General features: G+C 29.6%; 24 protein-coding genes. 18 read left to right on the forward strand and 6 right to left on the reverse strand.

Features of this window, described 5'->3' with window-relative positions; translation table 11 throughout:
* The first annotated feature begins 9 nt into the window (after positions 1–9).
* From AXF11_RS09050 to groL, 5 genes are all read left to right on the forward strand, one after another.
* On the forward strand, positions 10–1,242 hold the full coding sequence (locus AXF11_RS09050; protein ID WP_231724693.1) for a 3-deoxy-D-manno-octulosonic acid transferase: 1,233 nt from the start codon (positions 10–12) through the stop codon (positions 1,240–1,242).
* 14 nt (positions 1,243–1,256) lie between these two features.
* Positions 1,257–2,099: a tRNA (guanosine(46)-N7)-methyltransferase TrmB gene (trmB, locus tag AXF11_RS09055; RefSeq protein ID WP_082729406.1), complete on the forward strand. Its 843-nt coding sequence runs from the start codon at positions 1,257–1,259 to the stop codon at positions 2,097–2,099.
* A 150-nt stretch (positions 2,100–2,249) separates the two neighbouring features.
* Positions 2,250–2,852 carry a hypothetical protein gene (locus AXF11_RS09060; protein WP_068157387.1) on the forward strand — a complete coding sequence of 201 codons (603 nt, stop codon included), beginning with the start codon at positions 2,250–2,252 and terminating at the stop codon, positions 2,850–2,852.
* Positions 2,853–3,031: 179 nt separating this feature from the next.
* Entirely contained in the window at positions 3,032–3,295 is a 264-nt protein-coding gene (locus AXF11_RS09065; RefSeq protein WP_068157390.1) for a co-chaperone GroES, read from the forward strand.
* Positions 3,296–3,337: 42 nt separating this feature from the next.
* Positions 3,338–4,963: a chaperonin GroEL gene (groL, locus tag AXF11_RS09070; protein WP_068157395.1), complete on the forward strand. Its 1,626-nt coding sequence runs from the start codon at positions 3,338–3,340 to the stop codon at positions 4,961–4,963.
* Between the two features lie 100 nt (positions 4,964–5,063).
* On the opposite strand, the gene AXF11_RS10485 is transcribed toward groL, so the two are convergent.
* On the reverse strand, positions 5,064–7,517 hold the full coding sequence (locus tag AXF11_RS10485) for a hydroxymethylglutaryl-CoA synthase (protein ID WP_082729407.1): 2,454 nt from the start codon (positions 7,515–7,517) through the stop codon (positions 5,064–5,066).
* Positions 7,518–8,196: 679 nt separating this feature from the next.
* Between AXF11_RS10485 and AXF11_RS09085 the strand changes: the two genes are divergently transcribed.
* Positions 8,197–9,408 carry an IS256 family transposase gene (locus AXF11_RS09085; RefSeq protein WP_068153993.1) on the forward strand — a complete coding sequence of 404 codons (1,212 nt, stop codon included), beginning with the start codon at positions 8,197–8,199 and terminating at the stop codon, positions 9,406–9,408.
* A gap of 49 nt (positions 9,409–9,457) precedes the next feature.
* Here AXF11_RS09085 and AXF11_RS09090 read toward each other — a convergent pair whose 3' ends face one another.
* From AXF11_RS09090 to AXF11_RS09105, 4 genes are all read right to left on the reverse strand, one after another.
* Complete coding sequence (locus tag AXF11_RS09090) at positions 9,458–10,171, reverse strand: RIO1 family regulatory kinase/ATPase domain-containing protein (RefSeq protein WP_068157399.1); 714 nt, start codon at positions 10,169–10,171, stop codon at positions 9,458–9,460.
* 253 nt (positions 10,172–10,424) lie between these two features.
* On the reverse strand, positions 10,425–11,066 hold the full coding sequence (pcp, locus tag AXF11_RS09095; RefSeq protein ID WP_068157402.1) for a pyroglutamyl-peptidase I: 642 nt from the start codon (positions 11,064–11,066) through the stop codon (positions 10,425–10,427).
* Positions 11,067–11,192: 126 nt separating this feature from the next.
* On the reverse strand, positions 11,193–12,134 hold the full coding sequence (locus AXF11_RS09100; RefSeq protein ID WP_068157405.1) for a DUF979 domain-containing protein: 942 nt from the start codon (positions 12,132–12,134) through the stop codon (positions 11,193–11,195).
* Entirely contained in the window at positions 12,134–12,814 is a 681-nt protein-coding gene (locus AXF11_RS09105) for a DUF969 domain-containing protein (protein ID WP_018498989.1), read from the reverse strand. Before AXF11_RS09105 ends, AXF11_RS09100 begins: the two co-directional genes overlap by 1 nt.
* Before the next feature lie 305 nt (positions 12,815–13,119).
* On the opposite strand from AXF11_RS09105, the gene AXF11_RS09110 reads away from it, so the two are divergent.
* From AXF11_RS09110 to AXF11_RS09145, 9 genes are all read left to right on the forward strand, one after another.
* The gene (locus AXF11_RS09110) at positions 13,120–13,941 is read left to right on the forward strand and encodes a type I restriction-modification system subunit M (protein WP_082729408.1); all 822 of its coding nucleotides are present in this window, start codon (positions 13,120–13,122) and stop codon (positions 13,939–13,941) included.
* Positions 13,942–14,005: 64 nt separating this feature from the next.
* Positions 14,006–14,287 carry a CD1845 family protein gene (locus AXF11_RS11030; protein ID WP_068157408.1) on the forward strand — a complete coding sequence of 94 codons (282 nt, stop codon included), beginning with the start codon at positions 14,006–14,008 and terminating at the stop codon, positions 14,285–14,287.
* A gap of 29 nt (positions 14,288–14,316) precedes the next feature.
* Positions 14,317–14,778 carry a flavodoxin gene (locus AXF11_RS09120; RefSeq protein WP_068157411.1) on the forward strand — a complete coding sequence of 154 codons (462 nt, stop codon included), beginning with the start codon at positions 14,317–14,319 and terminating at the stop codon, positions 14,776–14,778.
* A gap of 114 nt (positions 14,779–14,892) precedes the next feature.
* Positions 14,893–15,606: a RhuM family protein gene (gene rhuM, locus AXF11_RS09125; protein WP_231724694.1), complete on the forward strand. Its 714-nt coding sequence runs from the start codon at positions 14,893–14,895 to the stop codon at positions 15,604–15,606.
* Complete coding sequence (locus AXF11_RS09130; RefSeq protein ID WP_082729410.1) at positions 15,603–17,150, forward strand: restriction endonuclease subunit S; 1,548 nt, start codon at positions 15,603–15,605, stop codon at positions 17,148–17,150. The genes rhuM and AXF11_RS09130 overlap by 4 nt, the downstream gene beginning before the upstream one ends.
* Before the next feature lie 34 nt (positions 17,151–17,184).
* Entirely contained in the window at positions 17,185–17,487 is a 303-nt protein-coding gene (locus AXF11_RS09135) for a restriction endonuclease subunit S (protein WP_068157414.1), read from the forward strand.
* A 41-nt stretch (positions 17,488–17,528) separates the two neighbouring features.
* Positions 17,529–19,232, forward strand: coding sequence for a type I restriction endonuclease subunit R (locus tag AXF11_RS10730; protein ID WP_197416823.1), 1,704 nt, complete (start codon positions 17,529–17,531; stop codon positions 19,230–19,232).
* Between the two features lie 15 nt (positions 19,233–19,247).
* Entirely contained in the window at positions 19,248–20,555 is a 1,308-nt protein-coding gene (locus AXF11_RS10735) for a type I restriction endonuclease subunit R (RefSeq protein ID WP_197416824.1), read from the forward strand.
* Between the two features lie 346 nt (positions 20,556–20,901).
* Complete coding sequence (locus AXF11_RS09145) at positions 20,902–21,744, forward strand: aldo/keto reductase (RefSeq protein WP_068157417.1); 843 nt, start codon at positions 20,902–20,904, stop codon at positions 21,742–21,744.
* Positions 21,745–21,779: 35 nt separating this feature from the next.
* Here AXF11_RS09145 and AXF11_RS09150 read toward each other — a convergent pair whose 3' ends face one another.
* The gene (locus AXF11_RS09150) at positions 21,780–22,631 is read right to left on the reverse strand and encodes a LysR family transcriptional regulator (RefSeq protein ID WP_068157420.1); all 852 of its coding nucleotides are present in this window, start codon (positions 22,629–22,631) and stop codon (positions 21,780–21,782) included.
* Positions 22,632–22,778: 147 nt separating this feature from the next.
* Here AXF11_RS09150 and AXF11_RS09155 point away from each other — a divergent pair, with 147 nt between their 5' ends.
* From AXF11_RS09155 to AXF11_RS09165, 3 genes are all read left to right on the forward strand, one after another.
* On the forward strand, positions 22,779–23,843 hold the full coding sequence (locus AXF11_RS09155) for an alpha/beta hydrolase (RefSeq protein WP_068157422.1): 1,065 nt from the start codon (positions 22,779–22,781) through the stop codon (positions 23,841–23,843).
* Between the two features lie 290 nt (positions 23,844–24,133).
* A complete protein-coding gene (locus tag AXF11_RS09160) occupies positions 24,134–25,195 on the forward strand; it encodes a cupin domain-containing carboxymuconolactone decarboxylase family protein (protein ID WP_231724696.1) in 1,062 nt (353 codons plus the stop codon).
* Positions 25,192–26,862 (forward strand): carboxylesterase/lipase family protein, encoded by a 1,671-nt coding sequence (locus AXF11_RS09165; RefSeq protein WP_068157428.1) that lies wholly within the window; start codon positions 25,192–25,194, stop codon positions 26,860–26,862. The genes AXF11_RS09160 and AXF11_RS09165 overlap by 4 nt, the downstream gene beginning before the upstream one ends.
* Positions 26,863–26,902 lie beyond the last annotated feature (40 nt).

Raw genomic sequence — 26,902 nt, forward strand, 5'->3', positions numbered from 1 at the left:
AAGATATATATGTTAATAGTTTATAATTTAATAAGATTTTTTTTATATTTTGTAATAATGATATTGTCGTTATTCAACAGAAAATTATTGGGATTTTTTAAAACTAGATTGTTTCAAAAAATTTCAAGTGAAAAATTTTTAGGAAAAAATGAAAAGTCTATTTTGATTCATTTGTCATCAGTTGGGGAATTTAATTTATCATGTGAATTAATTGAAAAAATTTTATCTAGAAATGAAAAAGTAATTATTTCAGTTATGACAGATACAGGATTTTTAGCAATTAATAAAAAATACAGTGACAATAAAAATGTGAAAATTTTGTATTTCCCACTAGATGATTTTTTTGTGCTAAAAAAAATTTATAAAAGATATAAAATAAAAAAAACAATCATTATTGAAACTGAAATTTGGGTTAATCTGTATTATTTAGCAGCTAAATTTGGCGACCTATTTGTTGTGAACGGCAGACTTACTGATAAAAAAATGAAATCTTATAAAAAAGTGAGATGGTTTATAAGTTCAAGTTTAAATAAAGCTAAAAAAATTTTGGTGCAAAGTGAGAAAGATGCGAAACGATATGAAAATTTAAAAATAAAAAGTGAGAAAATAAAAGTTTTTAAAAATTTAAAATATTCGATAAAATATGATATTATTTCCGAAGAAAGAAAGAATAAATATCTCAAAGAAATTTTAGATAAAAATAAAAAAATTATAGTTTGTGGGAGTACTAGGGAAAATGAAGAAAGAATTTGGCTGAAAGTTTTTAAAAAAATAAATATTAAAAATGAATATCAGCTGGTGCTAGTCCCTAGACATCTGGAAAGAATAAAAAAAGTAGAAGATGAAATTTTAAAATTATTTCCTCAAAAAAATTATTCTTTGCTTTCGGATTTTGAAAATTGGAAAAATCTAAAAAAAACTGAAATAGTAGTTGTGAATAAAATGGGAGTGCTCACAGATTTTTATCAAATGGCAGATTTTGTGTTTGTAGGTGGGACACTTGTAAATGTTGGCGGACATTCGATTTTAGAGCCGCTGTATTATGGAAGAAAGCCGATAATTGGAAAGTACTACCAAAATATCGAACAGATCGTAAATGATGCGAAAAAGTTTAATTTTGTTGAAATTGCAGAAAGTGAAGATGAGATTATTAATTATTTAAAAAGTGGAGAAAAAATAAATACAAAAGAATTTTTTGAAAAAAATAATGAAATAGATAAAATAGTGAAAGAAATATTTTGATTTGGAGCAAGATTATGGACAATAAAAAAAGAGAAAATAGATTGAGAGAAAAACTAATTAAAGCTGAAAAAAATAAAAAAATTTTATCAAAGGAAGAACTTGAGCGAAGGGAAAAAATAAAAAAAATAAACGATGAATTTAAAATAAAAAATTACGAGAAAAGTCAAGTTATAAACGAAAAAGAAATTTGGAAATATTTTTTTGAAAAACCTAAAAAAAATTATAACAAATATATGTGTGAAATGCTGGATTATCCGGAATATTTAATGTATGACAACGAAAAAGTGAATGAGTTTCGTGGAAGATGGAACGAGTTTTTTAAAAATGAGAATGACATATATTTAGAAATCGGTTGTGGGAGTGGAAATTTTACGGTGCAAAATGCACAAAAGTTTTTGGATAGAAACTACATTGCGCTGGAATTGCGATTTAAAAGACTTGTGATGGGAGCTAGAAAAGCTGAGAAAAGAAATCTTAAAAATATACTTTTTTTAAGAAAAAGAGGTGAAACAATTTTGGAGTTTTTCGCTGAAAATGAAATTTCAGGAATTTACATCAATTTTCCAGATCCTTGGGAAGGAGAGGAGAAGAAAAGAATAATTAGTAAAGATTTATTTAAAAAGATGGATGTGGTGTTAAAATCAAAAGGGAAACTTTTTTTTAAAACGGATCACGAAAAATATTATAAAGATGTTTTGGAACTGGTTAAAAATCTTGAAAATTATGAAGTTATTTATCACACAGATGATTTGCACAATTCGGAAAAGGCTTCTCAAAATATAAAGACAGAATTTGAGCAGATGTTTTTGAGTAAACATAATATAAATATTAAATATATCGAGATACAAAAAAAATAGAGATAAAAATGAAATTTATTTTTCAAAATTCGGATTAACTTTAGCAAAACCCAAAAAATTTCCTTGAATATTTATGAAAATAATAGTATAATTCTAGTTAGGAAGTATTTTTAATAAATTTTATTAAAAAGACAAAATCGGGAGGTTTGTATGAAAAATAAAAAAAGATTAATTTTAATAGGGAGTCTGGTATTGGGTATACCGTTATTAGCAGTTAGTACAAATGTGATATTAAAACAAGCAAGAGATAATTATTATAAAGAACAAAAAATAAAAATGGAATTGGAAAAAGCACAGCAAAAGGCGCAGCAAGAACAGGAATTAGCACGACAAAAAGCAGAACAGAAAAGATTGGCAGCTCAGGAGGAAGAAAAAAGAGAACAAAAATTTGTTGAGGAAAAACCTAAAAGACAAGTAGTTGTACCTAAAAAAATAACTTCACAGGAAAAAAATAATGAAAAAGTAAAAGAAGTCATAACAGAAGTGAGAAAAGAAGTAAAACCTGTAGTTGTTTATGAACCTGTATCAAATGTGGTTGCAAAATCTGAATTGACAGCTAAAGATCGAGCAAGAGTACAAAAAGCACTAAAAAACATAAGAGCAGAGTATTTTGCAAAAAATAAATCTCAAAAAACAAAGAATAATGAGACACTTATAGTAAAAATGGATAGTGATGGAATTGAAACAAAAAAATATTCTAATGCAAAAATAAAAAAAGTTTTAAAAGAAATAAGAGAAAATTACAAAAAGTAAAAAGGTTTATAGTACACTTTAGATGTTGATTTAAAGTGTGCTTTGTTATTTTTTTAGAAAAAATTTTTTCGTATTATAAAAAAAGACTTGAAAAATTTTAAAAAATGTATTATTATATATTAGCAGTCAGAGTTAAAGAGTGCTAAAAAAGAAACATAATATTTAGGAGGCAATAAAAAATGAAAATTAAACCATTGGGAAAAAGAATTTTAATAAAACAAATCGAACAGGAAGAAGTGACTAAAAGCGGTATTGTACTACCGGGAACAGCTTCAAAAGAAAAACCTATAATTGGAGAAGTTTTGGCAATAGGAAAAGAAATTGAAGATGTTTCTGCTGGAGATAAAGTTATTTTTGAAAAATATTCGGGGACTGAAATAAAAGATGGCGATGAAACTTATCTAATCTTGGAAAAGGATAATGTTCTTGCTATCGTGGAATAATTATTTAAAATTTTTAATTTAGAATACAGGAGGAGAAATAAAATGGGAAAAATAATAAAATTTAATGAAGAAGCAAGAAAATCACTAGAAGTAGGTGTTGACACACTTGCTGATGCTGTAAAAATTACACTTGGACCAAAAGGAAGAAATGTTGTATTAGATAGAGGATTTGGAGCGCCTATGATTACAAATGACGGTGTTACAATTGCAAAAGAAATCGAGTTAAGTGATCCAATCGAAAATCTTGGAGCACAAATTGTAAAAGAAGTTGCAACAAAATCTAACGATGTGGCAGGAGATGGGACAACTACGGCAACAGTACTTGCTCAAGCTTTGATAAAAGAAGGATTAAAAATGGTTTCAGCAGGAGCAAATCCAGTGTTTATCCGTCGTGGAATGGAACAGGCTTCAAAAAAAGTGATTGAAGAACTTTCTAAAAAAGCTAAAAAAGTTGAGGCAAATGAAGAAATTGCACAAGTTGGAGCAATTTCAGCTGGAGATAAGGAAATTGGGAAATTGATTGCACAAGCGATGGAAAAAGTTGGAGAAGAAGGAGTAATTACAGTTGAAGAAGCACGTTCGCTTGATACAACTTTGGAAGTGGTGGAAGGAATGCAGTTTGACAACGGTTACTTATCACCATATATGGTTTCGGATTCTGAAAGAATGGTCGTAGAAATGGACAATCCTTACATCCTTATAACAGATAAAAAAATATCAAATATGAAAGAATTGCTTCCAATTTTGGAAAAAACAGTGGAAACAAGCAGACCTATGCTTATAATTGCTGAAGATGTTGAAGGAGAAGCGCTTGCAACATTGGTTGTAAATAAACTTCGTGGAACATTAAATGTGGCTGCTGTAAAAGCTCCGGCATTTGGAGATAGAAGAAAAGCAATGTTACAAGATATAGCAATTCTTACAGGTGGAGAAGTTATTTCTGAAGAAAAAGGAATAAAATTGGAAGAAGCTGATATTACATTCTTGGGACAAGCTAAAAAAGTTAGAATTACGAAAGACAATACAGTAATTGTGGATGGAATGGGTAAAAAATCTGAAATTAGCGCAAGAGTTGGACAGATTAAAAATTCTATTTCAGAAACTACATCTGACTATGATAGGGAAAAATTGCAGGAAAGACTAGCAAAACTCGCAGGTGGAGTTGCAGTGATAAAAGTGGGTGCTGCGACAGAAACTGAAATGAAAGAGAAAAAATTGAGAATAGAAGATGCGCTAAATGCGACAAAAGCAGCAGTTGAAGAAGGAATTGTAGCTGGTGGAGGAACTGTTTTAGTTGAAATTGCAAATGCGATTGAAGACTTTAAATTAGCCGGTGAAGAAGGATTAGGAGTGGAAATTGTTAAAAAAGCTCTATTTGCACCACTTAGACAAATTGTTGTAAATGCTGGAATTGATGCTGGAGTTGTGCTTGAAAAAGTTAAAAATTCTGAAAATGGAATAGGGTTTGACGCTGCGAAAGAAGAATATGTAGATATGGTAAAAGCTGGAATAATTGATCCAGCCAAAGTAACTCGTTCAGCAATTCAGAACGCTGTTTCAGTGTCTTCGGTTTTACTTACAACTGAAGTAGCTGTCGCAAATGAAAAAGAAGAAAGTCATGCAGGTGCAGGAATGCCAAATGGAATGGGAATGCCAGGAATGATGTAATAATTTAGGTATTTTCTAAAATAAAAATATTTTAGAAACAATAAAATAAATAAATGTAAATTAAAGAGAGGTAGCGGTTAAACTACCTCTTTTCTTTTTTTTATTTTATTTCTTTCAAAATTTTCTTCACATTTTCTAAGTTAATACTTTTCCCGCTTTCCAAGAGCCTTTCCACAGCAATATCAATTTCCTTTCCTTTTGCACCAGCAAATAATGCCAACGAACGAGCCTGCAACTTCATATGTCCGTGCTGTATTCCAGTTGTAACAAGTGCTTTTATTGCGGCAAAATTCTGAGCGAGTCCTACTGATGTAATAATGCTTGCCAGAGTTCTTGCGTCAGGATTTCCTAAAATATTAAATGCAGCTTTTACGCTTGGATTTAGCCCTATTGAGCCGCCTACACTTGCGATTGGCATTGGAAGGGTAAGTTCGCCTTTTAATTTATTTGCGTTTTCATCAAAAGTCCAAGTTGTAAGCCCTTCGTATTTTCCATTTTTCACAGCAAAGGCATTTCCGCCAGCTTCGATTGCGCGCCAGTCGTTTCCGGTAGCGATTACCACAGCGTCAATTCCGTTAAAAATTCCTTTATTATGAGTTGTGGCACGGTAAATGTCAAGTTTTGCAAATTTGCTTGCAAGTTCAATTTTTTTGGCAGTTTCAATAGATGTTTCCATTGAGCTGCTAAGAAGTTTTACATTTACTTCACATTCGGCTTTTACTAGAGATTCGGTTGCATAATTTGATAAAATTGCCATTAGGCTTTTTCCGTTTGTAATATTTTCAAGCGGTATTTTTATGGCTTCAAGCATTGTATTCAAAATATTTGCACCCATAGCCTCCTTCACATCGGCAATCAGATAAACAATCAAAAATTCATCAATATTTTTTACTTCAATATTAATTGCACCGCCGCCACGTGCCACAATCGAAGGATGAGCATCATTTGCAATTCTTAGAATCTCATTTTTGTTTTCTAAAATCATCGAAGTCGCATTATCAAAGTCCAAAATATCATACAATGCAACTTGTCCAATCATTTTCCTGTCTAAAATCTTTGTTGTAAAACCGCTAGATTTTCCAATAATTTTAGCTGCATAGCTGCACCCTGCCACAACAGATGGCTCTTCGGTAACCATTGGCACAGCATAATCCTTTCCGTCAATAACAAAGTTTGAAGCAATGTTAAATGGCAAAGCAAAGGTTCCAATCCCGTTTTCAGCCATCTGATTTGCAGTTTCCAGTGGCAAGTTCTCATTTTTTTTCAGAATTTTTTCAAATTCATCAGTTAAAAAGCCATTATCTTTTAACATTTGGATTCTTTCAAGCCGATTCTTTTTTTGAAATCCGAGCCAGTTTTTTTTCTTTTTATTCATTTTGACAACCTCTTTTTTATAAATTCTTTTATGATTTTCAATTTTTTCCAAATAAAAAAGACTGTTATCTTGCGGGAAATTAACACTATTTCCATCTTCATCAAGTTTTATCTGCTCAAAAAATATTTTTTCGTATTCGGCGGTGCTAAGTCTTTTTCTTTTGTCGAAGTCCTTAATTCTATCGTTTCTCAACTGATTTTTAAATCCATCGACAAGCGTAATACTAAAAATTTCACAAACCGCACCACTTCCATAACTGTACATTCCAATCACATCGTTAGATTTTAAATTTTGGCAATTTTCCAGTAATGAAAGTAAGCTTAAATAGAGAGAACCTGTGTAAATATTTCCAATTCGTTTGCCGTAAATTATTGAAGAATAAAAATTGTCCAAAAGTGATGTCTTCCGTTCTTTTGTCAAATTTTCAGTTTCGGAAAAAAGTGAATTTAAACCTTTCAGTCCAAGTTTTGGGAAAGGCAAATGGAAACAAAAGGCGCTAAAATCAAGTAAATTTTTATTATAACGTTTTTGATATTCGCAAAAAGTCGTAGTAAGGCAGTCCAAGTACTGTTTTGAAGAAAAATGTCCATCTACAAATGGGAAATTGGAATAATTTGGACGCCAAAAATCCATTATATCCCTTGTCTGACAGACACTGTCATCATTTAAAATTGCAATTTTGGGGTCTTTTTTAATAAGCATGGCCATACTTCCTGCACCTTGAGTGGATTCTCCAGCGGTACCAATACCGTATTTAGCAATGTCAGAAGCTATGACCAGAACTTTTGATTCTGGATTTTGTAAAATGTGATTTTTTGCAAAATTTAGTGCAGCAGTTGCACTGTAACAAGCTTCCTTTATTTCAATACATTTTGCAAAAGGCTGAATTTCAAGTAAATGATGAATAAAGACTCCAGCGGATTTGCTCTGATCAATTCCCGATTCTGTTCCAACTATTATTAAATCAATCTCTTTTTTATCTTTTTCATTTAAAATTTTTTCTGCTGCACTAGCTCCCAATGTTACAATATCTTGAGTAATTGGAGCAACACACATTTCACTTTGCAGCAGTCCCTTTGTAAACTTATTTTCATTTTGTTCCCTAGATAACGCTAAGTCTCTAATATCCAAAAAGAAATCAGGCATTGCAAATCCAATTTTATCTATTCCGATTTTCATATGAAATTCACCCTTTCGTTGTATTATTTATACTTTAAATTTTAAGTTTTTTTAAAATGTATTTTATAAGCATTTATTATATTTTACTACAAAAAAAATGAAATATCAAATATATTCTTAGACAAGATAGAACATTTGCAAGAAAAAAACTTTAAAGTCTGAATAAATGATTTTTAAAGAGTTTGAAATAATAAAAAAAAATTTTTTTATAAAAAGTTAATTTATTTATTTTATTCGATAAATAAAGAGTTTTATAGAAAATGAGAGTGTAAACTTTTTTGTGTAAATAAACTAGAGAATCCTTATATTACTGGATTTATATATACATTTACACAAAATTATGGACACTCTCGAGAAATTTTAAAATGTGATAACCCTATTAGATAAGAAATAGAGTAAAGTATTTAATAGAACTTTATTAGTGTGTTCACAAAGGTCAATCTTCTGAAAAAGGTATCTGTAAAGGCGTTTATGATGTATTGTTTCATGTTTTATCATTTTTGTTTGTTTTAAAATAATGATATTTTATTGTAAATGTTCACATTTTTCAAGAAGTTTTAAAAAATCTCTCACATCATTCATCCGAATTTTATTAAAAATTTGGGTGTGTAAAAATTTTTGTGTAAACCTCTAGATAATATATGGTAAAATAACTGTATAATATTTGGAGGTTTTTGTTATGACTAAAAAGAAAATTGACAACGAAATTTTTAAAACACTGATTGAGGATTACAATATTAAAGATACTAATGATATTAAGGATATGCTTAAGGATTTGCTTTCGGGTACTATCCAAACCATGCTTGAAGCTGAAATTGAGCATGAACTGGGGTATGCTAAACATTCTATGAAAGATAAGACTACTTCTAATGCTAGAAATGGACATTCCAAGAAAACTGTTAGAAGTGAGTATGGCAATCTTGATTTAGATATTCCTAGAGATAGAAATGCTGAGTTTGAGCCTCAAATCATCCCTAAATATCAAAGAGAAATTACTGGCATTGAAGGACAGATTCTTTCTCTTTATGCTAAAGGAATGAGCAATAGAGATATCGAGGACCATCTCAATAATCTTTATGGAATTGATGTTTCGCCATCTATGATCAGTAAAATTACAGATAAAATTATACCTGAAATTAGGGAATGGCAGTCTAGACAGCTTGAGGATGTATACCCAATAGTTTTTATGGATGCTATCCATTACAGCGTAAGAAAAGATGGAGTTGTTGTTAAAAAGGCGGTATATTTAGCTATAGGAATAGATAAGGAAGGGCGAAAGGAGGTCTTAGGATTTTGGATAGGAGAAAATGAATCAAGCAAGTACTGGCTAAATGTTTTAAATGAATTAAAAAACAGAGGAGTTCAGGATATACTAATTATGTCTGTTGATAATTTAAAAGGGTTCAGCGAAGCAATATCTTCGGTGTTCCCTAAGACAGAAATTCAAAAATGTGTGGTTCATCAAATTAGAAACAGCATAAGATACATATCTTACAAAGATGTAAGGGAATTTACATCAGACTTAAAAGAAATGTACAATGCACCAACACTGGAACAGGCAGAGTTTAAACTGGATGAACTAGAAGAAAAATGGGGTAAAAAGTATATGGCAGTAATTAATTCCTGGAGAAGTAACTGGAATGAGTTGACAACATACTTTAAATATGATACAAAGATAAGAAAGCTGATATATACGACAAACCCGATAGAAAGCTTAAACAGACAATTAAGAAAGTATACGAAGACAAAATCACTTTATCCGACAGATGAAGCATTGATGAAGTCAGTATATTTAAGTTTAAAGGAAGCAACAAGGAAATGGACTGGAAGAATACCGGGCTGGGGAGAAATATATTCTCAGTTAAGTATTTATTTTGAAGGAAGGATTTAAAAACAGGATGATAAAAATACCATCCTGTACCATATATTATATTTTGAGTTTACACAAAATTCTGGACACTCTCAAAAATTTTTGAATTTAAAAATCTAATCCATCTTCTTGAGTGAAAAAATTTTTTTATTTCTGTTTTTGTAGTTACATTTTTAGAAATTTTTTCATAGTAATCCAGTATTTCTTCTAAATTATAGTCAACTTTGTATTTTTCAAGCGAGAGTAAAAATAGAATCACATCCCTTATTTGCAGTTCTTTTACATATTTTTCCTCTATTTCTTCTTCGAAATCAATCATATAAACTTTGTTATCTTTTAAAGTAAAATTTCTAAGTTGGGATCCACCTTTTGCAAAGCCTTTTTTGTGTAGTTCAACGAGTGATTCTAATGCTTTTTTTACTAACGTGTTTACTTTTTCTTTATCATTGCTTTCTTCTATAATTTCAACAAAATTTTTTCCGGTATCTTCCATCACATAGTAATTTTTTGTTTTGTATACGACTTTTGGAACATTTAAGCCAGATTTTGCCATTTTTTCTAAAATATTTGATTCAAACAAGATCAAATTTACTTTACTTGATGGAACAGTTGGATAAACTATTGGATTTTTTGTGATTTTATAAAGCAATTTTTGCAATCTATGTCCTGTATGTAACTTTCTTTCATTATTTTGTTTCAAATAATATTTTTTATTTATTTTAAAAACTCTAGGTTTATCTTTTAATTGTTTTTTTGTATAAAAAAGCAGCGAATTTTCGTGCATCTTAATATTCCTTTTTATTATAAAATATAGTATCTTTTATTTATTAATATTTTTATTTTTTTAATATATAAATAAACTTTTATATATCTTTGATTATAAGTCATTCAATTAAAAAAGTCAATATATTTTAATGAAAATTTATGGATTTATTGAGATTTTTGTATTTTATATCTGAAGTTCATATTAGATGCGATATAATTGAAGTATAGAGATTTTCTGACTTTTGATATATCTAATGTTTAGAAGAATGTTACTAACAAATAGTTCCGCCAGTTTCTTTAATATCTTTATCATTTTTTACAATAGCTTCAATTGCGGCAATTAAACCTTTTACAGTAGTATTTAATTCCATTGATGGTGTATTTTTTTTATTAATAACTTGCTCTGGTAAAAATGGAATATGAATAAATCCAGATTTTTTGCTTTTATATTTTTTATTTATTAAATAAAGTGTACCGTAAAGAACATGATTACAGATGAAAGTTCCTGCGGTGTACGAAACAGAAGCTGGAATTTTATTTTTTTGTATGTTTTTTACCATAGCTTTTACAGGCAGATCTACAAAATACGCATTTTCTCCATCTGGAAAAATTGGCTCATCAATAGTTTGGTTTCCTTCGTTGTCAGGTATTCGGAAATCATCAAGATTTATTCCAACTCGTTCAACGGAAATATCAAATCTTCCGCCTGCTTGTCCGATTGACAAGATGACATCTGGATTATGCTCTTCAATAGCCTTTTCAATTTTTTTTATAGATTTTCCTTTTACTGTCGGAATTTCCAATTTGATAATTTGTGCTCCTGCAATATTATCAGGTAATTTTTTAACTGATTCGATAGCAGGATTTATGGGCTCACCTCCAAAAGGATCAAAGCCAGTAACTAATATTTTCATAGTATTTTTTGTATGATTTTATAAAAATAGATTGAATTTATAATTTCATACTCTCCTTTCTAGATTTTTTTTAATTTAGTTGTTTGTAAAAATTTAGAAATCTCAATAAACATAGTATTTTCAGTTTTATTTTACTCCAAATAACAACAGCATAAGTATAACATGTGTTACAAGCAGTAATAAAGCCATTGGAGCTTGGACTTTTATAATTCCATATTTATCTTTTATTTCCAAAATTGAAGCAGGGACAATATTGAAGTTTGCTGCCATTGGAGTCATAAGAGTTCCGCAATAGCCGGCGGTCATTCCTAAAGCACCGATAATAGCTGGATTTCCACCATTTTTGATAATAAAAGGGATTCCAATTCCTGCAGTTATTACTGAAAATGCAGCAAAGGCATTTCCCATAATCATAGTGAATATAACCATTCCAATAGCATAAATAACAATTCCTATAAAGATATTTCCAGTTGGAACAACAGATGAAATGTTGGCAGCTATTACTTTTCCAACTCCAGCTTTAGTAAATACAGCACCTAGTGCAGCAAGAAGTTGTGGCAAAATAGCAGTTGCACCAATTTGCATAAGGAGTTTTGAAGTATCTTCGTTTGTTTCGCTAAATTTTGGTTTTATGATAATTGCAGCTGCTAGAAGAGCGACAAGCGAACCTCCACCGATACCTAATGCGGGTGGTATAGCAGTTTTTCCAATTTTAAATTGAAGTATTAGAAAAGCGGCAATTCCAATTAATACAGCTGGGATGAAAATTTTATTTTTTAATTTTTCACTTTGTGCGATTTTGAATTGTGAAGAAATATTTTCAAATTTTCCAATATGTAATTGTTTTGTTACAGTAATTATGGCAAGAATTACAAGAAGTCCGCCAGTAACCTTATATGGAATAGCTTCTCCAAAAATAAATATTATCCCAAGAATAGTCCAAAACAAAAATGTTCCTATTTTTGCCTTTTCATTTTTCAATCCTCTAATTCCAGTACTTATACTGACAAGTCCGCAAAGAATATAAATAATTTGTGTCAAAAGTTTTAAAAGAGCTTTTATTTCCATTATTTTTTACCTCCTTTGCTCAAAATTATTTTTTTATCATAAATATATACTTGAATAAAAGTAAAAATTATTGCAATTATCCCAATTGGTATTGAAGATAGTGCCAATTGCTTCAAAGATACGGCATATCCATTTTCCTTCAGTGTAGTCTGAATCAAAAGAAGTCCCGATGCACCGACAAATATGTTTTGTGAAAAGAAATTTCCATAATTTTCAATTGCAGCACTTAAACTTTTTAACTCTTCAGTTTGCTTTTCTGTTAAATCCTGATTTTTATGAGCTTTTGCAGCAGCTTCAGACATTGGGTAAATAAGAGGTCGTATAAACTGAATATGCCCACCAATTCTAATTGACAATGCACTCGCAATCGAACGGATTACCATATAAAGTCCTAAGATTCTACCGGCAGTCGCATTTTTTAATTTTTCAATTAAAGCTGCACTTCTTTCTCTAAGTCCATATCTTTCAAGGACTGCAATGACTGGCAAACTAATCAAAAAAATTGACATAAGTCTATTATCCACAAAAGCCTTTCCAATAATTCCAAGAATTTCAAAAAAATTCATTTTTGCAGCAATTCCAGTAGCTATACCAGCAGTAAGCACCACAGCCAGCACATCTAGCTTCAAAGAAAATCCCACTACAATAATAACAATACCAATAAGTATCCATAAATTCATAAATATTCCTCCTAATAAAGTTTATTATTTTTTTAAAATTATCATATAATCCTAATATGATTTTACCTTGAAATAGTGAAAATGCAATAGTTTTAGAGAAAAAATAGATCTCTAATTTTATACTGCTTTTTAAGTTTTGAAAAATAGAAAATAAAATTAGTTTTAAATATTTTAAAGTATTGTATAGTAAAATGGGAAAAAATTCAAGATTTTTTAAAAAATTTTATATTAAGAAATAAATTTTATGTGAAATTATGATATAATATTAAAGAAAAGTAAATTACAAACATAGTTAAGGAGAAAAAATGAAAAATACAAAAGAATCAAATGAAACGACACAAAGAGCAGAATTACATCATAAAATCTGGGCAATTGCAGATAATGTGCGTGGAGCAGTGGATGGTTGGGATTTTAAACAGTATATTTTGGGAATATTATTTTATAGATTTATTTCGGAAAATATGACAGAATTTTTCAATAAAGCAGAACATGAAGCTGGAGATTTGGAGTTTAATTATGCGGATATTTCTGATGAAGAAGCCAAAGAAGATTTTAGAGCTGGTACTGTGGAAGATAAAGGATTTTTTATTTTACCAAGTCAACTTTTTGAAAATGTAGTAAAAACAGCGAGAAATAATGAAAATTTAAATACTGATTTGGCTAATATTTTTAAATCCATTGAGGCAAGTGCTATTGGTTTTGAATCGGAAAATGATATTAAAGGATTATTTGAAGATGTTGATACTACCAGTAACCGTCTAGGTGGAACGGTAGCAGAAAAGAATATAAGATTAGCAGATATTTTAATAGGAATTTCTGAAATTAATTTTGGGAGTTTTCAGCATAATGATATAGATGCTTTTGGAGATGCGTATGAATATCTGATTTCAAATTATGCCAGCAATGCTGGTAAATCAGGAGGAGAATTTTTTACACCGCAAACAGTTTCTAAACTTCTGGCAAGACTTGTAATGGAAGGAAAAGAAAATATCAATAAAGTATACGATCCGACATGTGGGTCTCGTGTCATAATAATGACAGAGGCAAATAGTTCAGTAAAATCAAAGGTTTTGAAGCTTCTACCAAAGTTAAAAACTGAAGAAACTGATAGTTTATGTGTTGCTTAGAGCTATTATCCATTAAAATAATGGTTGTAAGCAGCACATAAGCCGAAGAGAAAAGAGGTAGTGTATGCGATGGATATTAAAAATTATCTTATTTCCGATTAGTCTTGTCTTATCAATTCTGACAGCTTTCCTGACATTCTTACTTGGTATTGGAACAGCATTACTTTATATCGTTATGGTGTTCTGCATATTTGGGGCGATAGCTTCTTTAATTCGAGGAGAAATTGGGATAGGTATATCGGGCTTGGTCATCGGTTTCCTATTTAGTCCCTATGGGCTTCCGATGATAGGAGCGACTGTGATAGCGTTTATTGAATTGATAAATGATAAGATTAAGGCGGTGTAGACAAATTTGAAGTTGTGGAGGTAATTATAATGAGTTTTTTGGTTGTATATTATTCATATTCAGGAATAACAAGAAGATTAGCGGAAGATATTGCGTTGATTACCGATGGAGATTTGAGAGAGCTGAAACCACAAAAGCCCTATTCATTCTCATATAATACTGCTGTAAAAGAAGCGAGAGAAGAAATTGAAAAAGGATACTGTCCACCTCTTATTCAAGGAGCGGAAACTATTGAAAATGCAGAGGTAATTTTTATTGGCTCTCCCAATTGGCTCAAAACTTTTGCCCCACCCGTGCTATCGTTTTTAAGAACGGTTGATTTAAGCGGAAAGACAATCATTCCGTTTTGCACGCATGGTGGAGGTGGTTTTGGGAGAATGATTGAAGATTATAAAAAGGAATGTAAAAATTCAATTATTAAAGATGGAATAGCGTTAAAAGGAGATTACAGTTTTGATGAACTAAAAACATGGTTAGATAGCAATTTATAAATTCTAATTTGTCGAGCTGAAAAAATTAAATACTGAAGATACAAGGCGATTAAGAAATAGAAATCTTAGTCGCTTTTTCTTATGCAAAAAATTAAAAGAGAGGAGGCGATAGAAGTGGAATTTGATTATTTTTATAACCGGGACGGAGACCGTTTCAGCTACTATATGTTACCGAAAATCATAGTAACTGATGAAAGGTTTAAGAACTTAGGAGGAGGAAGTTACTTTAAAGAACTTTTGGATAGAATTAGGGATATCCGTTCAAGTGAAAAGGTTTTTTATCGACAGGTTTTAGACTTGTTTGCGACAAGTGTTGACTATAATTCAAAAAGCAACGAAGCAAAATGTTTTTTTGCTACAGTTCAGAATAAGATACATTTTGCAATACATAATCATACAGCAAGTGAACTGATTTATAATCGTGTTGATAGTGATAAGGAATTTATGGGACTTTCAACATTTAAGGGTGAACTACCTACTCTTAGTGAAGCGAAAATTGCTAAGAATTATTTGACAGAAAAGGAACTTAAAGGTTTAAATCAATTAGTTTCAGGGTATTTAGACTTTGCAGAAAGACAGGCAGAAAAAGAAGTTACAATGACAATGAAAGATTGGATAGAGCATGTAGATAGAATTCTGACAGCTACTGGAGAAAATTTGATTGACGGAAATGGGGAAATATCACATAACCAAATGACAAATAAAGTAGAAAAAGAATATAAGAAATATCAGGCAAATACATTGAGTAAAGTTGAAAGAGATTATCTTGAGGAAATTAAGAATATTGAAACAAAAGTTAAAAACAGTAAGAAGGGAGGTAAAGAATGAATTTTATAGATGAACTTTTGAAGGATGAGAAAGTAGAGTGGAAGAAGTTGGGGGAAGTTTTTAATACAAGAACAGGATATACTCCTTCAAAGAAAAAGCTATTCTATTGGGAAAATGGTACCGTAGATTGGTTTACAATAGAAGATATTCGTCAAAGAGGAAGAAATTTAAACTTCGCGAATATAAAAATTTCAGAATATGGAGTAAAAAAAGAAGTATTTAAAAGCAATTCAATTGTATTATCTATAATTGGTACAATAGGAGAATATGCTCTAATAAAAACAAATTTTGTAATTAATCAACAATTTATGGTATTTACTTTAAAAGAAAGTTATTCAGATTTTATAAATATGGAATTTATGAAATATTATTTTAGTAAAATTTCAAATTATTGTATATGGAATAGAAGAAAGTCTAGTGTTCCAACAGTTGATACAGATAAAATTTTAAGAATTAAAATTCCAATTCTTTCACTAAAAATACAAGAAAAAATTGTAAAAATACTTGACAATTTCACAAAATATGTTACAGAATTACAGGCAAGAAATAAGCAGTATAACTATTATAGAGATATGTTGTTAAGCGAAGATTATTTGAATAAAATTTCTGAAAAATTAGTTAGTCTAAATAATGAAAATTATGTATTACATTTAACAACTCTCGGTGAAGTTGGAAAAGTATCGATGTGTAGACGAATATTAAAAAATCAAACAACCAGTAATGGGGAAGTGCCTTTTTATAAGATTGGAACTTTTGGGAAAAAAGCAGATTCGTTTATATCTAAAAGTCTTTTTGAGGAATATAAATCAAGATATTCTTTTCCTAAAAAAGGAGATATTCTTATCTCAGCCTCTGGAACTATTGGAAGAACAGTTATTTACAACGGTGAAGATGCATATTTTCAAGATTCAAATATAGTTTGGATTGATAATGATGAAACAGTAGTAAAAAATAAATATTTATATTATTTCTATAGTACAAATCCTTGGAAAATTTCAAATGGTGGTACAATATCAAGAATATATAATAAAGATATAGAAAAAATCAAAATTTTTGTTTCTCCAATAGAAATTCAAAATAAAATTGTAAAAATTTTAGATAGGTTTCAGGGACTTCTTTCTGATACAAAAGGACTACTTCCTTTGGAAATAGAGCAAAGAAGAAAACAATATGAATATTATCGAGAAAAACTCTTGACATTTGATTCAATTTGTGATAGAACGAAAATTTTTAAGCAGTATTTAAGATTAGTTAATGAAGCGGCGAAAGTTGCTGGAATTGATATAAGTGATAAAGTTGAATGGAAAAGATTAGGAGAAGTTGCAAATGTGAATAGAGGTGCTTCACCTAGACCTATAAAAAATTATTTAACTGATGACATAACAGGAGTTCCATGGATAAAAATAGGAGATGCAAAAAAAGAAAGTAAATATATAGAAAATACTTCAGAAAAAATTACAAGAGAAGGCTCTTTAAAATCAAGAATTTTAAAAAAAGGGGATTTAATTTTATCTAATTCGTTATGGGCGAGCATATATCCTTAATATAAATGGAGCTATACATGATGGTTGGGCATCAATAAGTGAATATCATGATAAATTAAATACAGAATATTTATATTATTATTTGGAAACATCGGTTGTAAAAGGATATTGGGAGGGTAAGATTAATGGTCAAAGTATATCTAATTTAAATTCAGATATTATAAAAGAGGTTAACATCCCAATACCATCGCTATCAGTACAGCAACATATCGTATCAAAACTAGATAAATTTGATAAAATAATAAATGATATAAAACAGGGATTACCAAAAGAAATAGAATTAAGACAGAAACAGTATGAATATTACAGGGAAAAATTATTGAATTTTGAAAAATAGACATTTAAAAGGGGGAGAATATAAAAGGAGTGAATTTTTAAATGTCAGAAAAAAGTGCAGTTTATGAAACATCAACTATTGCTGAAATGACAAATGGGATTATTTTAGCTAATTATGAAAAAATATTGCAGGTGCAGGAAGCTTACCAGAGCGAAGCAGAATTAGAAGAAAGCATGATAAAAAATCTTGTATTACAGGGTTATGAGAAGTTTAATGGAAAAACATCAGATAATTTGTATAAAAATTTAAAAATACAGATTGAAAAGCTGAATAAGGTAACTTTTACAGATGAAGAATGGAAACGTTTTTTAGTTGAATTTCTTGATTCACCAAATGACGGTATGATAGAAAAAACTAGAAAAATTCAGAAAAATCATATTTATGATTTTATATTTGATGACGGACATCTGAAAAATATAAAAATTATTGATAAAAAAAATATTCATAACAACTTCTTGCAGGTAACGAATCAGATTAGGCAGGAAGGCACTCATAATAACCGTTATGATGTAACTATACTGGTTAATGGACTGCCGCTTGTTCATATAGAATTGAAAAAACGTGGTGTAAATCTTCATGAGGCATTTAACCAGATTCATAGATATAGCAAGGAAAGCTTCAATGCTGAAAATTCGCTTTATAAATATGTACAGATATTTGTAATTTCAAATGGGACTTATACACGTTATTTTGCAAATACTACGGCACAGAATAAAAATCATTATGAATTTACATGTGAGTGGGCAGATGCGAAAAATAAAGTTATTAGAGATCTTAAAGATTTTACAGCAACATTTTTTGAAAAACGTACAATGCTTGAAGTGCTGACAAAATATTGTGTTTTTGACTCAAATAATACACTCCTTATAATGAGACCTTATCAGATTGCGGCAACAGAACGTATTTTGTGGAAAATAGAATCTAGTTTTCAAAGTAGAAAAGCAGGAAAAATTGAAGCAGGAGGATTTATCTGGCATACAACAGGTTCAGGTAAGACTTTGACTTCCTTTAAGACTGCAAAACTTGCTACAGAGCTTGATTATATAGACAAAGTGTTTTTTGTAGTTGACAGAAAAGATTTGGATTATCAGACAATGAAGGAATATCAGAAATTTCAGCCTGATAGTGTAAATGGAAGCAAGGATACAAAGGAACTTAAACGAAGTATAGAAAAACAGGACAATAAAATAGTTGTTACAACTATTCAGAAATTGAATGAATTTGTTAAGAAAAATTCAAATCACGAAATTTATGATAAACATTGTGTAATAATATATGATGAGTGTCATCGTTCACAGTTTGGAGATGCACAGAAGAATATCAGAAAATCTTTTAAACATTACTATCAATTTGGATTTACAGGAACTCCTATTTTTCCTGAAAATGCTCTTGGTGTTGAAACAACAGCAGGAATTTTTGGAGCACAACTTCATAGTTATGTTATAACGGATGCCATTCGTGATAAAAAAGTTTTAAAATTTAAAGTGGATTATAATGATATTAGGGCAAAATTTAAAGCGGCTGAAACAGAAACAGATGATAAAAAGCTTAAAGAACTTGAAAAAAGAATGTTGTTACATCCTGAGAGAATTTCTAAAATAGTAGAATATATTTTAAAAGTATATAATACAAAAACTCATAGAAATGAATACTATAATATAAAACAGAAACGGCTAAACGGGTTTAATGCTATGTTTGCTGTTCAAAGTGTAGAAGCGGCAAAACTTTATTATGAAGAATTTTAAAAACAGCAAGAAAATTTGTCTGAAGAAAAAAGACTGAAAGTAGCAACAATTTATAGTTTTGCTGCGAATGAAGAGCGAAATGCGATAGGAGATATTCCTGATGAAAATTTTGAGCCAAGTGCAATGGAATCGACAGCGAAAGAATTTTTGGATAAAGTGATATCTGATTACAACGATTATTTTAAAACAAATTTTTCAACAAATGGAAACGAATTTCAGAATTATTATAAAGATTTGTCTAAAAAGGTTAAGGATAAAAAAATTGATATTTTAATTGTTGTGGGAATGTTTTTGACAGGATTTGATGCACCAACATTAAATACTTTGTTTGTTGACAAAAATTTGAGATACCATGGATTAATTCAAGCATTTTCAAGAACAAACCGTATTTTGAATAAAGTTAAAACTTTTGGAAATATTGTATGTTTTAGAGATTTGGAAAAGGCTACAAAAAATGCTATTAAAACTTTTGGAGATGAAAATAGTGTAAATGTAATTCTTGAAAAAAGTTATAACGACTATATGAATGGATTTAAAGATGAGGAAACAGGGAAATCAGTAAAAGGATATATAGATTTGTGTAATGAAATAGTTAAAAAATTTCCAAAGCCTGTTGAAATTGAAAAAAATCAAGATAAAAAGGAATTTGCAGAATTATTTGGAGAATTGCTTAAAACAGAAAATATACTTAAGAATTTCGATGAATTTGAAAATTTTGAGAAAATTATATCTGATAGACAAATGCAGGATATGAAGAGTGTTTATGTGGATATTTGTGAAGAAATAAGAAATGTTGGAAAAAATGATCAAAATAATAGTGATGAACAAGGAATTGATTTTTCTGATATTGAATTTCAAATTGATTTGCTTAAAACAGATGAAATTAATTTAGATTATATTTTAGAGTTAATTTTAGAAAAGACAAAAGAACATGATGATATTGAAACATTAAAATCTGAAATAAGAAGAGTTATACGTACAAGTTTAGGAACTAGAGCGAAAGAAAATTTAGTTATAAATTTTATTAACAAAACAGATTTAAAAAAATTGAAAAATAATGGAGAAATTCTTGACACTTTTTATAAATATGCAAAAAAAGAAAAGAAGGAAAAAATTGATGAATTAGTTAAAGATGAGAATTTAAAGGAAGATTCTAGAAGATTTATTGAAAAATCTATAAATAAAGGTTTTGTTGACTATGCTGGCTCTGAATTAGATAGTATTCTTCCGCCAACTTCACGAAGAAAAGGGGCAAGAGAGGTTAAAAAACAATCTGTATTGGAGAAAATACGGAAAATGGTAGAAATTTTTATAGGGATTTAAAATAACAAATTCATTGATTATATTAGATATTTATTATTTAAGTTATGATAAATTTAGGGAGAAAATTGCATCAATAGATTGGTGCAATTTATGTTATAAAAAAATTTTTAATTCTTTATTTTTCTCTAATATATTGTATCTCAAAAATTGTTGTTGTCAAGATAAAAAGAATGCTGTATTTAATATTACAATTTATGATGGATAACTTTATAGTATGCGTTTTAGTTATAGTGAATTTGCAGAATTAACATTGGACTTCAGGAAAAAAAATTGATAGAATAAGTTCAAGAAGAATAAACGTACAACTGTAATTAAAAAATGATATATAAAATTAGGAGGGAATATTATGAAATATATAACTTTAAACAATGGAGTAAAAATGCCAATATTAGGATTTGGAGTATTTCAAATTGATGATATGAAAGAATGTGAGGAAGCAGTTTACAATGCGTTAAAGGCAGGATATAGATTAATTGATACGGCTTCAGCATACGGAAATGAAGAGGCAGTGGGAAGAGCTATAAAAAAAAGTGGTATACCGAGAGAAGAAATTTTTGTTACAACAAAATTATGGGTAAGTGATGTAAATTATGAAAAGGCAAAATTAGCATTTGAGACATCTTTAAAAAAATTGGATTTGGAATATATTGATTTATATCTGATACATCAGCCATTTAATGATGTATATGGAGCTTGGAGAGCAATGACGGAATTATACAAGGAAGGGAAAATAAAGGCAATTGGTGTAAGTAATTTCTATCCTGACAGACTGGTTGATTTTATTATGAATAATGAAGTAGTGCCAGCTGTAAATCAGGTGGAAACACATCCTTTCAATCAGCAGGTCAAAGCAAATGAAATAATGAAGGAATATGGGGTTCAAATAGAATCATGGGGACCTTTTGCAGAAGGAAAAAATGGAATATTTACAAATGAAATTTTATCTGAAATTGGTAAGAAATACAATAAATCTACAGCTCAGGTAATTTTAAGATGGCTAATTCAAAGAGATGTAGTTGTAATACCAAAATCAGTCAAAAAAGAAAGAATTGAAGAAAATTTTAATGTATTTGACTTTGAATTGAACAGTGAGGATATGGAAAAAATATCTGAACTTGATAAAAAGGAAAGTTTATTTTTAAACCATGATGATGTAGAAATAGTAAAATGGCTTAATGGAAGAAAATAATAAAAATACGAGGGAGATTTCTTCCCTCTTATTTTTTAAGAATCTTTACTAAAACTAACAAAAAGTTTCTCAATTTCATTTTTTATATTTTTCTTACAGACACAGTAGAAAGTCATTTTTGCTTCCTTGTCAGCAATTGGGATTGAAATATTATTTTTGAAATTGTCTTCACGTTCAAGTGTGAAATTTGAACGGAAATGCAGTAAATTTTGCATTTCAGCTAATTCCTGATAAATAATCCTGTCGTTTTGGATAAAAAAGTTCATATTAGGCATTTTTTCTAAAACTACATCTTTCCATATTCCTATTGGATTGAATAAGAGCATTCTATCATCTGTAATATCTGAAAAATGTATTTCCTTCTTTTTAGCCAGTGGATGACTTAGAGGAACTGATAAAAATAATTGTTCAGTTTTATATTTTATGCAGAAAAATTCAGAATTATCAATAGGCTCAGAAAGTATGATCATCTGATAAATGTCATTTTTAAGTTTTTCAAATAGCTGAAGATTATTTTCTATTTTATGAAGAATATATTTTTCAGGATAAAATCTTCCAAATAATGAAATCATATCCCACAATGGAGCGGGAGCACATGAACCAATTGAAAAATTATTTTGAACCTGATTATTTTTATTAACTTTTTCTTCCATTTCATCTACAAGATTCAATATTTTTTCTGCGTACTGGATAACAGTTTTTCCATTTCCATTTAATTCCATCTTATTTTTTTTCCTGTCAAAAAGTTCAACCCCTAAAGCTTTTTCCAGCTTTTGTATCGAACGGGAAAGTGCAGGCTGTGAAATATACAATTCTTCAGCAGCTTTTGATAATGTTCCATATGTTGCAAACGCAATAAGCTGTTTAAGTTGTTCCAATTCTATCATATTAATCACCTCATATAATTTTTATTTCTAGTATGCATTTTAATTATAGCACATTTTCTAAACGGTATTGTACTTTTATCTTAAATTTTAGTATTATAACTACATGAAGATAAGGAAATAAAAATAAGAAAATGAAGGAGATTATATATGAAAAAAAATTTAATATTATTAATGGCAATAGGGATATTATCAGCAACTGCAAGTTTTGGATTTCAGAAGCCTGTAACAATTAAAGAACAGGGAAGTTTTATGGCAGGAGGAACAGTTGTAACATCACCAGGAGAATATAAAGATTCGGAGCCTACAAATTATGATGGAGAAACTTTACATGGAGATCATGCCTATGTATTTTATCAAAAACCAATGAATGCAAAAAAGAATAGTATTGTATTTTTACATGGGTATGGACAGTCAGGAAAAAGTTGGGAAAGTACACCAGATGGAAGAGATGGATTTCAAAATATATTTTTGGAAAAAGGATACAGTACATATATTGTTGACCAGCCTAGACGTGGTAGAGCTGGGCAGTCAACAGTTCCAAGAAATTTAACAGCAAGACCGGATGACCAGCTTTGGTATAATAATTTTCGTATAGGACAATGGCCAAATATATATGACAATGTTTCAGTCCCTAGAGATAAGGAATCGCGAGAACAGTTTTTTAGACAAATGACTCCTGATACTGGAGATTTTGACCAAAAAGTTATAAGTGATGCGATGGTAAAAGTTTTTGAAAAATCAGGAAACGGAGTTTTGGTAACTCATTCTGCCGGTGGAGGACCAGGATGGGATACTGCGATAAAATCTGACAAAGTCAAAGGAGTAATTGCACTTGAACCAGGAACATTTCCATTTCCAAAAGGAAAGTTACCTAAAGTAGAAAAAACTACAAGTCCATTTCCTGCTAGTGGATACGAAGTATCAGATGAAGAATTTAAAAAATTAACAAAAGTACCGATAGTTGTATATTTTGGAGATAATATTCCAACTGAAATAACAGATAACTGGGGGCTTGATAACTGGAGAATAAGAGTAAACTTAGCAAGAAAATGGGAAAAATTGATGAATGAAACAGGTGGAGATGTAAAAGTTGTAATGCTACCTGATATAGGAATAAAAGGAAGTACACATTTTATGATGGCTGATTTAAATAATAAACAAGTAGCTGATGCAATGGAAAAATGGATGAGGGAAAAAGGATTAGCAAAATAAAAATAGGAGAGTGATTATAATGAAAAAAATGATTTTACAGGGAAAAGAGTAATAGCATTTACTACTTCTATATCAACAGGTTCAGGAGAAAGTAGTAAAAGATTAGAAAAATTAGCAGGTACTGGTAATTGGCTTTCAGGACAAAGATTTTCAAGCAGTCATACTGAAAGAGAAGTTCTAAGTTGAGTTAAAAATTTTAATGTTAAATAAAATTTGAAAGGGAAATTATGAATAAAATCAAAAAATATATCTTAACTTTCATAATCTTTTTACTGGGAGGAAATTTAATTATGGCAAATTCAGTAAATAATCTAAGTATTACTAAAAAAGAAAATTTAAAATATATCAAAGCAGATCCAAAATATTTTTCAGGAGAAGCAGAGTTTGCAATCTTACCACAAATTGATATATCTAAGGATAGTGTTGCAATAGTAGATTTTGAAGTTGGAGTAGTTAACAATTGGCATTCACATTCAAAAGGGCAATATTTATATATAACTGAGGGAGAAGGTAGAGTTCAAGAATGGGGTAAGGAAATTCAATATGTAAAGAAAGGTGATGTTGTATGGATACCAGCAGATGTAAAACATTGGCATGGAGCTGGGGAAACAACTTCAATGTCCCACTTAGTAATAACACCTGATGCTAAAAATAATACAACTACTTGGTTTGAAAAAGTTGAATTAAATGAAAAACCAACAGAAGAAAGATTGAAAATTTCTATTGAGAAACATAAACAAAATACTTCTTTGACAGAAAAACAACTAGCTATTGTTTCAATAGCAGCTAATACAGCAAAAGGAGATTTAAATAAATTAAAAGTAGCTTTGAATAAGGGATTAGATAAAGGTTTAACTATTAATGAAATAAGAGGAATTTTAAATCATCAATATGCTTATATAGGTTTTCCAAGAGCACTAAATGGAATGCTTACTTTAAATAAAGTGTTAGAAGAAAGAAAAGTTAATGGTAAAAAAGATATTGAAGGGAAAGTTCCTACAAATAAGGGGGATATAAATTACTATGAATATGGAACAGAAACTTTAAGTATTTTATCTCAAAGAGATAGCAGTGGATTATTACAAAATTTTGATGGAGTTGACTATGCTTTAAAGGCACATTTATTTGGTTATTTATTTAGTAGAGATAATTTAAACTATGTAAATAGAGAATTAACAACAGTTTCAACTATTTCTACAATAGCAGGCGGAGAGTCACAATTAGCTTCACATGTTAATTTAATAACTAATTTAGGAATTAAAAAAAGTGATTTAGAAAAAGTTGTAAATATTTTAAATAAAGAAGTTGATAGTGATTCATCTAATAGATTAAAAGGAGTTGTTGAAAAATGAAAAAAATCTTATTAGTAGCTTTATTTTTATTACAAATTGGAACTGGAAATTTATCATTTTCTGAAACAAATGAAAATAAAAAAGTAGATAAAAAAATAGAAAATAATGTAAAACAAAATAATACAGTGGCTACAACAGAGTATGGTAAAATTCAAGGTTTTGTTCAAGATGGTATATATACTTATTTAGGAGTTCCTTATGCAACTGCCGAAAGATTTATGCCGCCTAAAAAATTAGAAAAATGGAATGGAGTTAAACAAACTGTAACTTTTGGAACATATTTTTCGCAAGGTAAGAGGATGGTTTCAAGTGGAGGTTGGTTTGCAGGACCTAAATTAGAAATGAGTGAAAATTCTCATAATTTAAATATATGGACTCCTGGTATAAAAGATGGAAAGAAAAGACCAGTAATGGTATGGTTACATGGTGGAGGTTTTAGAAGTGGTTCATCTGCTGAAAATTATTTCTATGATGGTAAAAATTTAAGTAAAACAGGAGATGTAGTAATAGTTTCAGTAAATCATAGATTAAATTTATTAGGTTTCTTAGATTTATCAGCTTATGGAAAAAAGTATAAAAATTCAGCCAATGTTGGAATTATGGATTTAGTTGCTTCTCTTGAATGGATAAGGGATAATATAGAAGAATTTGGAGGAGATCCTAATAATGTAACTATATTTGGAGAATCAGGAGGAGGAGCAAAAGTTTTAACTCTTATGGCTACACCAGCAGCAAAAGGTTTATTTCATAAAGCAATATCTGAAAGTGGTGCAGTGGAAGAAATGGGTATGACACTTTTGCCTGAAAAAACAACTAGAAGGGTTGCAGAATTAACTCTTGAAAATTTAGGATTAAATGCAACAAATATAGATGAAATTCAAAAAATACCTTATGAAAAAGTTATGGAAGCAACAGAAAAAGCCTTAGCAAAAACAGCTGAGGAACAAGGTTATAAGAATGTTTTAACAGGACAGCCAGGACTTGATTGGGCACCTAAATTAGATAGCTATATTCCAGTAGAACCTGTAGGAGAAAAATATTCAGAACAATCAAGAGATATTCCTTTATTAATAGGTACTAACTTAACAGAATGGGAAACAATGCCATTTGTATTATCAAATAATAAAGTTGAAAATAAAAATACTTTTACTAATGCAGAAATAAAAAAGAAAATGCAAGAAAAATATGGTGATAGAGCAGAAGCAATAGCGAAAGAATTTAAAAAGGCTTATCCAGAAAGAAAAGCAGTAGATGCACTTTATGTTGATGCTTTATTAAGAAAACAAACATTGAAAACAACAAGATTAAAAGCAGATCAAAATGGAGCACCAGTATATAGTTATATTTTTGCTTGGGATAATCCTATGATTGATGGTATGGCAATGTCTTTTCATACAGCAGAAATTCCATTTGTATTTAATAATATAGATAAAGTTGAAGGAACTTTAAAAGGTAGAGGAAAGGATGCCTATAAATTAGCAGGAAAAATTAGTCAAGTTTGGATAAATTTTGCAAGAACAGGGAATCCTAATGCAGAAGGTTTACCAAAATGGGAACCATATAATCGTAAAAATGGGACAGTTATGATTTTTAACGATAAGTCAGAAATAAAACATAAACATGATGAAGAGTTAATGAGATTATTAGCACCTGGCTATAATTTCTAAAATTATTATCAATTATGACATTTTTAATAGGAGGTATGGC

This window comes from Leptotrichia sp. oral taxon 847, assembly GCF_001553645.1.
GTDB lineage: Bacteria > Fusobacteriota > Fusobacteriia > Fusobacteriales > Leptotrichiaceae > Leptotrichia.